This is a genomic window from Myxococcus vastator, from assembly GCF_010894475.1.
GTDB lineage: Bacteria > Myxococcota > Myxococcia > Myxococcales > Myxococcaceae > Myxococcus > Myxococcus vastator.
On sequence record NZ_JAAIYB010000323.1, the window covers coordinates 1 to 9908 of the forward strand.

Here is a 9908-nt window from a genome sequence, read left to right on the forward strand (position 1 = left end):
GTGGGGGCGGGGCCGCCCGAAGGGAGCTGGGCGAGCTGGCCGGCGTCGTAGGCCTTGCTCGTGGGCAGCACGGCCTGGGCGAACTCGCGGGACACGAGGCAGCGCCAGAAGCACAGCCAAGCGAGCCAGAAGCGGGCGAAGAACGACAGAGAGGCGGGCTGGTCGGTCATCGGCACCGGATAACAAAGCCCGGATGCTTTGCAATTCGGCAGTTCGCCGGGAGGCCCCAAATGCAAAGGGCCTCACGGTTTCCCGTGAGGCCCTTCGTTTGTTGCATGGTGGAGGTGGACGGGATCGAACCGACGACCTTCGCATTGCGAACGCGACGCTCTCCCAACTGAGCTACACCCCCATGACGGGACTGCTTGCTGCGCCTTGGCGGTTTGGGGCCGCCGAAGTGGGATGGGCTAGTACCGGAGGCCCTTCACGGTGTCAAGCGCAAGCTGCCAACATGGATTCCGGCGATTGACGTGCTGCGTACCGGGTGCCATAAAAACCCCCCTTGTCAGGCGTATCCTTCCCGCCCGTTAAGCTGCCCCCCGTTAATGTCTATCTCCCCTGCGAAGACGTTGAGCCCGGCCGAGCTCGCGAAGCTTGAACACGCCTTTGCCTCCGACCCTTCGTCGGCGGCCTACAAGCCCCTCGCTGAAGCGTACCTGAGCATGGGCCGCTTCATGGAGGCGATGGTCGTCTGCAAGAAGGGGGTGAAGGCCCACCCGAATGCGGCGGACCCCCGCCTCCTGCTCGCCCGCGTCTACGCGGAGCAGGGCAAGGACAAGAAGGCGCTGGAAGAGGCGCTCGGCGCCCTTCAGGTGCAGCCCGACGACAAGGCCGCGCTGCGCATGGCCGGCGCGCTGCAGCTGAAGACGGGTGAAGCGGAGCCCGGCAAGGCGAACCTCCTCAAGGCCTACACCGTGGATCCGGGCGACCCGGACACCGTCACGCTGCTCCAGCAGCACAAGATTGAACCGCCGCGGCCCGCCGCGCCGGCGCCGGTCGCCGCGCCCGCTGCTCCGGTCGCGCCCGCGACGCAGGGCCCGTCCGCGACCCAGCAGTCCGCCGCCGCGCTCACCAGCGTCGCGGCCACGGCGGGGACGCAGTCGCCCGCGGCGAAGCCCGCGCGCGCGGGGGCACCCGCGCAGCGTCCCGCCCCTCAGCCGCGCCGGCCCCAGGTCGTCGTGGAGGAGGTGGATGAGGACGAGGACGACGAGCCGGTGTCCCGCCGCCGCGCCTCGTCGGGCGGCAATGGCAGCAAGATGGTGACGCTGGGCCTGCTGGTGGCCATCCCGCTGTTCGCCATCGGCTATGGCTGGTACTCGGCCAACGCCCGCACCAAGTCCCGCGAGCTGAAGAAGAGCCTGGATGCGGCCAGCGAGCTGCTCAAGCACGACTCCTTCGACAGCTACAAGAAGGCCGTCGAGGCGGCAGACCTGGCGCTGGAGGTGGACGCCGATTCCGCCGTGGCGCACGGCTACCTCGCCTACGCCTGGGCCATCCGCTGGGGTGAGCACGGCGGCGGTGACGATGCGCGCCGCCAGGCGGAGGAGCACCTGGCCGCGGGCAAGGAGAGTGGCGACCTCAGCTCGCACCTCATCGCGTCCGAGGCGCTCATCCAGACCTACAGCGGCAAGGGCAAGGACGCGCTGGGGCAGCTGGAGGAGAAGGTGAAGGGGCTGGACGCGCAGGGCCGCTCCAGCTCGCTGCTGTACCTCACGCTGGGCCTCATCCAGATGAACGCGGGCGACCTGGACCGGAGCCGCGACAGCCTGGACCGCGCGCAGGGCCTGTCTCCGGATGACCCGCGCACCTACGCGAGCCTGGGCGCGGTGTACCGCCGCCTGGGCCAGGACGCCGCCGCCTGGCGGAACTACGACTCCGCCCTCCGGTACGAGAAGGACCACCCGGAGTCGCTGCTGGGCCGCTCCCTGCTGATGCTGGAGCAGGACTCGCCCAACTTCGGGCTGGCCCACACCATGCTCAAGAAGCTGCTGGAGTCCGACCCGCCGCCGTCTCCGCGGCAGCTGGCCGCGGCGCACCTGGCGCGCTCGCTGCTCATCAGCCGCGTGTCGGCGGCCATGGTGGACCTGAAGCCGGACCTGCAGCAGAAGCTGGCCGAGGCCACCGCCGTCCCCCAGGACAAGGACAAGGCCCGCTCGGAGATGATCAAGAGCGAGGAGACCGGCTTCTCGCTCGACAAGCAGAACCCGGAGCTGCACCTCATCAAGGGCCGCCGCCTGCTGGCGGAGGGCAACTACGACGCGGCCGTCGAGGAGATTCGCAAGGCCATCCGCATGGATGCCTCGCGCGCCCAGTTCTACGTCGAGCTGGCCAAGGCGCTCATGGGCAAGCAGGGCGGCGAGAAGGAAGCCGCCGAGTCGCTCCAGACGGCGCTCAAGACGATGGGTGACAGCCCGAAGCTGGTGGTGATGCTGGGCAACGCGTACCGCCGGCAGGGCAAGCTGGACGAGGCCCTGGCCCAGTACCAGCGCGCGGTGAAGGACCCGAAGGCGAAGAACCCGGAGGCCCGGCTGGCCATGGGCGCCATCTACCGCGAGCGGTCCAAGTGGGACCTGGCGCAGGAGCAGCTGGAGAAGGCGAGCCAGGAGTTCCTGGGGCAGTCGGACCGCGCGGCCATGGCGCTCACCGAGCTGGGGCGCGTGTTCCAGAGCAAGGGTGACGCGGCGAAGGCGGACGAGACGTACCAGCGCGCCCTCAACGCGGACGAGGCGTACTCGCCGGCCTACTTCCACTACGCCACGCTGCTGGCGAAGGACTCGAAGCAGGGCGCCAAGGCGAAGATGCTGGCCCAGGAGTACCTGAAGCGCGACCCGAGCGGCGAGCACGCATCCGCGGCCCGCTCGCTGGCGGGCGGCTGAAGCACCGCGGCTGCCTTCCAGGCGCCGGACAAGCGGGGCTGATGCGCGCGGGCAGTTGAACGCGCGGTCAGCCCCGTTGTCGTGGTTGCCGCCCCCTCCACCCTGACGCTATGCCCGAGGCGTTTGTCCCCCCGCCGCGCCTGGGTGGGTGGCGGAGGTCCGGTGTCGCCCTGGTGACTCACGGGGACCAGCCGGGCGTCCGTCCGCCGGAGCCTCCCAGGGGCGCCGTGTCCTTGCCCACCCCCGGGTGGTGCCTGTATGGGGAAGGCCGTTACCGCGCCGGCAGCGTGTCTGTCGTGCCTACCTCTTGGAGTCTGTGTGAACGCGCGTGCCGAGTCCTTGCCGACAGTCGCGTCCGACCTGATCTCCCTCACCAAGCCGCGCCTCTCCACCCTGGTGCTCGTCACCGCGGCGGGCGGCATGTGGCTGGCGCCCGGCCACCTGGGCGCCGTCAACGCGCTGGTGACGCTGCTGGCCACGGCGGGGACCGTGGGCGCGGCCAATGCCCTCAACTGCTACTGGGAGCGGCACAGCGACCAGTTCATGGACCGCACCCGCAACCGGCCGCTGCCCTCCGGGCGCATGGAGCCGGCGGTGGCGCTGTGGTTCGGCATCTCCCTGGCGGCCGTGTCGCTTCCGGCGCTGGCCCTGGGCGCCAACGTGCTCACCGCCGCGCTGGGCCTGGTGGCGCTGCTCAGCTACGTGCTGGCCTACACGCCGCTGAAGGCGCGCACGTCCGCGGCCATGCTGGTGGGCGCGGTGCCCGGCGCGCTGCCTCCGCTCATGGGCTGGACGGCGGTGACCCATCAGCTGGACGCGGGGGGCTTCTCGCTCTTCGCCATCATGTTCCTGTGGCAGATGCCGCACTTCATCGCCATCGCGCTCTTCCGCAAGGAGGAGTACCGGGCGGCGGGCCTCAAATCCGTGCCGCTGGAGCGGGGTGACGAGTCCAGCCGCGCGCAGGTGGTGCTCTACCTGGTGGCGCTGATTCCGATGACGCTCCTGCCCTTCCAGCTCCACATCGCCGGCACGTGGTACCTGGCCGCGGCGGTGCTCCTGGGGCTGAGCTTCCTCGGGCTGGGGGCGTGGGGCTTCTTCCGGCGGCTGGGAAACACCTGGGCCCGCCAGACGTTCTTCTTCTCACTCATCTACCTCACTGGCCTGTTCGCCGCGCTGGCGCTGGACCGCGTTCCTCGCGAATAGCGTCCAGGGCGCACGGGGGGACGCCCGCTCATGCCCGAAGTCCTGGTTTCCACTGCCACCGCTCAACCGCTGCTCCAACTGGAGGGGCTCACGCGCCGCTTCAAGGGGCGCACGGCGGTGGACGGCCTGTCCCTGTCGGTGCGTCCGGGGGAGATTCTGGGCCTGCTGGGCCCCAACGGCGCGGGCAAGTCCACCACGTTCCAGGTGCTGGCCGGGCTGCTGTCGCCCGACGCGGGGCTCGTCCGCTTCGAAGGCCGCGAGCTGTCGCTGAGCGACCCGTCGCTGCGCCGGCAGATGGGCATCATCTTCCAGCGCGGCAGCCTGGACGACCTGCTGACCGCGCGGGAGAACCTGCTGCTCGGCGCCCGGCTGTATGGCCTGGGCGGAGCGCGGGCCCTCGAGCGGGTGGAGGCGATGCTGGCGCTCATCGGCCTGGCCGACCGCGGCGACGAGCGGGTGTCCACGTGGTCGGGGGGCATGCGCCGGCGCCTGGAGCTGGCGCGGGCCCTGGTGCACCAGCCGCGCGTGCTGCTCATGGACGAGCCCACGCAGGGCCTGGACGAGGCGGCCTTCCGCACCTTCTGGGCGCACCTGAAGCGCCTGCGCGACAGCGAGGGCCTCACGGTGCTGCTCACCACGCACCGCGCGGACGAGGCCGAGGTCTGCGACCGGCTGGCGGTGCTGGATGCGGGCAAGCTGGTGGCGTGTGACACGCCGCGGGCGCTGGCCTCGCGCATGGGCGGAGACATCCTCTCCGTGGAGGCGCCCGAGCCGGAGGCGCTGGCGGAGGAGCTGCGCGAGCGGCTGAAGCTGGGCGCGAAGGTGGTGGAGGGCCGGGTGCGGGTGGAGGCGCCGCAGGGCCACGCGCTGGTGCCCCGGTTGGTGGAGGCCTTCCCCGCCGGGCGGCTGACCTCCGTGGCGCTGCGCCGGCCCACGCTGGCGGACGTGTTCCTCCAATTGACGGGGCGCGCGCTGGGCGCGGACGTGCCCACCGCGGAACCCGCGCCGAGGAGACGTCGATGAGCGCCGAGCTGTCCGCCGCCCCCGAACCGATGAACGCCGGGGCTCCGGCCGTGTCGTCTCCGCCCGGAGCGCTCGCGCTCCAGTGGGCGACGGTGCGCGTCTTGATGATGCGCGACATCGTCCGCTTCTTCCGCCAGCCCTCCCGGGTGGTGGGGGCGCTCGCGCAGCCCGTCCTCTTCTGGTTCGTCATCGGCTCCGGCTTCGCGGGCTCCTTCCGTGTGGAGGGCGCGCAGGGCCTGGGCTACCAGCAGTTCTTCTTCCCGGGCGTCGTCACCATGGTGCTGCTGTTCAGCGCCATCTTCGCGACGATTACCGTCATCGAGGACCGCAAGGAGGGCTTCCTCCAGGCGGTGCTCGCCGGGCCGGGCTCACGGCTGGCGGTGGTGCTGGGCAAGGCGCTGGGCTCGTCCGCCATCGCGCTGCTGCAGGCGTCGCTGTTCCTGCTGCTGGCGCCGCTGGCGGGGGTGAGCGCGGCCACGCTGAACGTGCCATTGCTGCTGGCCGTCATGGTGCTGACGGCGCTGGCGCTGACGGGCATGGGCATGTCGCTGGCGTGGTGGGTGCGCTCCAGCGCGGGCTACCACGCGGTGATGAGCATCGCCCTGCTGCCCATGTGGGTGCTGTCCGGCGCCGTGTTCCCGCTCAAGGGCGCGGACACCTGGCTGGCCTGGGTGATGCGGCTCAACCCGATGCGCTACTCCGTGGAGGGCGTGCGGCGGGCGCTGTACGGCGCGGAGGCGTCGGTGGCGCTGGGCGCGTCGTCGTCCTCCGCGGGGCTGGAAGTGCCGGTGCTGGTGGCGTTCGCCGCGGTGTTCGTCGGGCTGGCGGCCTTCAGCGTGAGCCGCCGGGAGTAGACAGCAGCCGTTCACGGTGCCCCGGTGGGTTGGACATGCGCTGCCCCTTTCGCTACGAGGTGGGCAGTCGCATCACCTGACCACCCGAGGAGATTGCACGATGACGCTGCGCACGCTCGGCCTGACGCTGCTGGGGACCGCGGGGCTGCTGTCCCTTTCTGCCTGCAAGAAGGAGGAGCCGGCCTCCACGCCGCCTGTCGCCGCGCCCGCCGCGAAGAAGGAGCCGCACGCCGCCTCGCCCATCCAGGCGCCGGAAGGTGCCGCCGCCGTGCCCGTGGCACCCGCGGGCAAGGGCGTGGTGAAGGGCACGGTGAAGTTCACCGGCACGCCGCCCGAGGCCGCCGACCTCCCCTCGAGCAATGACCCGGCGTGTGAGGGCATGGCGACGAAGGATGCGTCGGTCCTGGTGAAGGACGGCAACCTCCAGAACGTGCTGGTGCGCGTGAAGGGTCAGGTGCCCGGCGCGCCTCCCGCGCCCGCCACGCCGGTGGTGGTGGACCAGTCGAAGTGCACCTACGTCCCGCGCGTGCAGGGCGCGATGGCGGGGCAGCGGGTGGCGTTCAAGAATAGCGACGGCACGCTGCACAACGTGCGCGGCATCGTGGGCACCAGGCCCGCGTTCAACGTCGCGCAGCCGCCGTCTGGCGCCCCGGTGGAGCGGCCGCTGCCCGCGGACGCGGACGTGCTGAAGCTCAAGTGTGACGTGCACCCGTGGATGTCCGCCTTCGTCGTCAGCAATGAGAATCCGTACTTCGTGACGACGGGCGCGGACGGTGCATTCTCAATCGAAGGACTGCCCGCGGGCACGTACACGGTGGAGGCCTGGCACGAGACGCTGGGCACGAAGACGGCCGAAGTCACGGTGAAGGACGACGCGCCGGCCGAGGCCGCGTTCACCTTCTCCGCGGAGGACGCGTCCGCGCGGAAGTGACTGAGCGGCGCTACGCGGCGGGGCGGCTCTCTGACGCTGGAGGGCCGTTCTTCCGCACGGTGAAGCCCACCCGTGCGCCGCCGCCGGGGCGGTTCTCCGCGAAGACTTCTCCACCGTGGGCGTGCGCGATGCGCTGGACCAGCGCCAGCCCCAGGCCCAGGGAGCCCGCCTCCCGCGCCTCGGTGCCGTGGTCCTTCCGGTAGAAGGGCCGGAAGATGCGCACGTCCTCGCCGGGCTGAAGCCCGGGGCCCCGGTCATCCACGCAGAAGGCCAGGTGCTCGCCTCGCTCCTGGATGCGCAGGGCCTGTGCGCCGGTGCCGTGCCTGCGCGCATTCTCCAGGAGGTTGGCCAGGGCGCGGCCCAGCAGCGTCGCGTCTCCCACGAGCCCCGCGTGCGCCACCTCCACGTCCAGCAGGGCGTTCGCCAGGCCCGCGCGCTCCAACGCCTGCGTGGCCAGCGCCTGGCCATCGAGGACCCGCGGGGTGAGCTGGCCGAAGTCCAGCCGGGAGCTGGCCAGCAGCTCACCCACCAGCGCGTCCAGCTCCACCACCTCGCGGTCCACCTGGTCCAGCGTCTTCGGGTTGCCGCCTCCATCGCGGAGCAGCTCCGTCAGCACGCGCATCCGGGCCAGCGGGGTGCGCAGCTCATGGGACACGGCGGCGAGCAGCTCGCGCTGGTCCGCCACCTGCTTCTCGATGCGCCCGGCCATGTCATTGAAGGCATCCGCCAGCACGGCGAACTCCCCCGTGACGTGCGGCGCGATGTCCGCGCGCGAGTCCAGCCGGCCCGAGCCCAGCGCTCGCGTGGCCCGCACCAGCTCATCCATGGGCCGCGCGAGCCGCCGCGCGAGCTTCCCCGCGGCCAGCCACAGCACCATGCACGACAGCACCAGTGGCAGCACCATCCGCAGGGGGCTCTTGGGACGGAAGCTGGCGTAGCACGCGCGCACCGAGCCCAGGGTGATGCCATCGCGAATCACGGGGAGGTTGAACTCGGGCCGCCGGCACGGCTCCTCGGTCCGCGCCAGCACCGCGCCGGACGTGTCCCGCAGCTCCACGCCCACCTGCAGGTCCTTCTCGATGGACGCCACCAGCGCGTCCCGCCGGGCGGGCTCGTCCCAGACCTCCTCGAAGCGGTGGCCCACGAAGGTGCGCACGCGCTCGCCTTCCTGTTTCCAGGTGCCTCCGCCCACCAGGCTCATTACCGTGGCCACCACGGCGCCGGTGGCGAGGATGGACAGGCCGAACCACATGAACAGGCGCCGGTGCAGCCGGGCGCGTACGAAGCTGCCCAGCCGGCCCATGTGCCAGTAGCGGTGCGGCGGATGCCGGTGTCCCCAGGGGGCGCAATCATGCGCGTCGCCCCACGCGCCCCAGCCGCGCTTGTGGCCCCTGGGCCCGCCGCGCTTCACGGGCCCTCCTTGGCGAACACGTAGCCCACGCCGCGCACCGTCTTGATGAGGCGGGTGCCCACGTCACCGAGCTTCTGCCGCAGGTGGGAGATGTGCACGTCCACGGTGCGCTCGCCCACCACCGTGTCACTGCGGCCCGCCTCGCCCAGCAGGGCGTCGCGCGGAATGACGCGTCCGGCCCTGCGCACCAGCGCGACGAGCAAGTCGAACTCCAGGCCCGTCAGCTCCACGGCGCGCTCCTCCACGCGCACCTCGCGCCCGGCCACGTCGATGGACACTCCGCCCGACTCCAGCCGGTCCGCCACCACCGAGGGCTGCGAGCGGCGGAGCACGGCCCGCAGCCGCGCCAGCAGCTCGCGGGGACTGAAGGGCTTGGGGAGGTAGTCGTCCGCGCCCAGTTCCAGGCCCACCACGCGGTCCGTCTCGTCGCCCTTCGCGGTGAGCATGATGACGGGGATGCGGCTCTTGCCGCGGATGCGCTTGCAGACCTCCAGGCCGTCCATGCCGGGCATCATCACGTCGAGCAGCACCGCGTCGAAGGCGCTGGCCTCCAGCGCCGCCAGCCCCCGTCCGCCATCCGCCGCGTGGGTGACGCTGAGGCCGTTCTGTCCGAGGTACTGCTCGAGCAGCTCGTACATCCGGGTGTCATCGTCGATGAGCAGGACGCGCGTGGACATGAACCGCCTTCTACTTCAGGGGGAGGCCGTGTGGATGGACACGCGGGTCGCCGGCGGGGGAGTCACCCCTCGCTGGCCGGAAGGCTCCCACCTGCCGTGGGGGCTCCAGCCGTGCTCCCAGGCGCCGTGGTGACAGTGGCGCAGGTGATGGCGGTGGCGGGCCACGCTGGCGAAGCCGGAGGCATAGCCTCCGACGGTGCCCAGGGCGAGCAGGACGATGAGCAGACGGCGGCGCATGGAATCTCTCATTCAAGGACGACGAAAAGGGGTGTCGGTTCGGGGCTCACACGCCACGCGTGTCATCGCGTCCCCAGGGGCTGTCCCCATGGCGATGGCCGCCGCCGTGGCCGCCGCAGCGGCGATGCCAGCCGCCAGGGCCTCCGTGCCAGCCATGGGCGGAGCCGAAGCCGTGCTCGAGGAGGTCCGCGAGCTCACGGCGCTGCCGCGGGTCCAGCGCTTCATGGACCTGGGCGAGCGAGCCCTGCACCGTGCGGCGCGCGTTGTCGATGGCGACATCGTGGCGGGCGAAGAGCTCACGCAGCGCGGCGCCGTCGAAGTGCTCACCGCGCAGCGCGGTGCCCAGGGCGGTGCGGCTGGGGCCGAGCTCGTCACGGGCCTTGGCGAAGGACTCCAGGACTTCGTCGGCGGCTTTGAGGAGGACCTTCTCCTGGCCAGGCGAGGTGTCCAGCCGCTCGAAGAGCCAGCGGAGGCGGCCGCGCGAGCTCCAGCGGCCTCCGCGGTGATGCCCGTGGCGCCCGCCACGGACCGTGTAGATGAGCCCGGCGAGGCAGGCGGTTCCGAAGAAAAACCCGAACATGGTTCCACGCTCCCAATGTGGCCGTCCCCTGAGGGGCTGGCGCTGGTGGTGACGAGCGGGAAGGTAGAGGGCGGGTATGAAGGCCGCGCCCGCGCGCGGTGAAGAAGTGTGAAGAG

The 9908-nt window shown here is 71.5% G+C and carries 9 protein-coding genes and 1 tRNA gene; 5 read left to right on the top strand and 5 right to left on the bottom strand.

Annotation, left to right across the window (positions count from 1 at the left end; genetic code table 11):
- Positions 1-276: 276 nt before the first annotated feature.
- Positions 277-352 (bottom strand) — tRNA-Ala (locus tag G4D87_RS26480).
- A 193-nt stretch (positions 353-545) separates the two neighbouring features.
- On the opposite strand from G4D87_RS26480, the gene G4D87_RS26485 reads away from it, so the two are divergent.
- The 5 genes from G4D87_RS26485 to G4D87_RS26505 all read left to right on the top strand — a co-directional run bounded on the left by G4D87_RS26485 (position 546) and on the right by G4D87_RS26505 (position 6887).
- Positions 546-2876 carry a tetratricopeptide repeat protein gene (locus tag G4D87_RS26485; RefSeq protein WP_205507732.1) on the top strand — a complete coding sequence of 777 codons (2331 nt, stop codon included), beginning with the start codon at positions 546-548 and terminating at the stop codon, positions 2874-2876.
- 318 nt (positions 2877-3194) lie between these two features.
- Entirely contained in the window at positions 3195-4079 is an 885-nt protein-coding gene (gene cyoE / locus G4D87_RS26490; protein ID WP_163785184.1) for a heme o synthase, read from the top strand.
- 30 nt (positions 4080-4109) lie between these two features.
- The gene (locus G4D87_RS26495) at positions 4110-5102 is read left to right on the top strand and encodes an ABC transporter ATP-binding protein (protein WP_163785186.1); all 993 of its coding nucleotides are present in this window, start codon (positions 4110-4112) and stop codon (positions 5100-5102) included.
- The gene (locus G4D87_RS26500) at positions 5099-5956 is read left to right on the top strand and encodes an ABC transporter permease (protein ID WP_163785188.1); all 858 of its coding nucleotides are present in this window, start codon (positions 5099-5101) and stop codon (positions 5954-5956) included. The genes G4D87_RS26495 and G4D87_RS26500 overlap by 4 nt, the downstream gene beginning before the upstream one ends.
- Positions 5957-6056: 100 nt before the next feature.
- Positions 6057-6887 carry a carboxypeptidase regulatory-like domain-containing protein gene (locus G4D87_RS26505; protein WP_205507733.1) on the top strand — a complete coding sequence of 277 codons (831 nt, stop codon included), beginning with the start codon at positions 6057-6059 and terminating at the stop codon, positions 6885-6887.
- A 10-nt stretch (positions 6888-6897) separates the two neighbouring features.
- Here G4D87_RS26505 and G4D87_RS26510 read toward each other — a convergent pair whose 3' ends face one another.
- Genes G4D87_RS26510 through G4D87_RS26525 form a run of 4 tightly spaced genes read right to left on the bottom strand, consistent with a single transcriptional unit; the run spans position 6898 to position 9792 of the window.
- Positions 6898-8298 (bottom strand): HAMP domain-containing sensor histidine kinase, encoded by a 1401-nt coding sequence (locus G4D87_RS26510; protein WP_163785192.1) that lies wholly within the window; start codon positions 8296-8298, stop codon positions 6898-6900.
- The gene (locus G4D87_RS26515; RefSeq protein ID WP_163785193.1) at positions 8295-8975 is read right to left on the bottom strand and encodes a response regulator transcription factor; all 681 of its coding nucleotides are present in this window, start codon (positions 8973-8975) and stop codon (positions 8295-8297) included. Before G4D87_RS26515 ends, G4D87_RS26510 begins: the two co-directional genes overlap by 4 nt.
- Before the next feature lie 15 nt (positions 8976-8990).
- The gene (locus G4D87_RS26520) at positions 8991-9212 is read right to left on the bottom strand and encodes a hypothetical protein (RefSeq protein ID WP_140794422.1); all 222 of its coding nucleotides are present in this window, start codon (positions 9210-9212) and stop codon (positions 8991-8993) included.
- 46 nt (positions 9213-9258) lie between these two features.
- Complete coding sequence (locus tag G4D87_RS26525; protein ID WP_163785195.1) at positions 9259-9792, bottom strand: periplasmic heavy metal sensor; 534 nt, start codon at positions 9790-9792, stop codon at positions 9259-9261.
- Positions 9793-9908 lie beyond the last annotated feature (116 nt).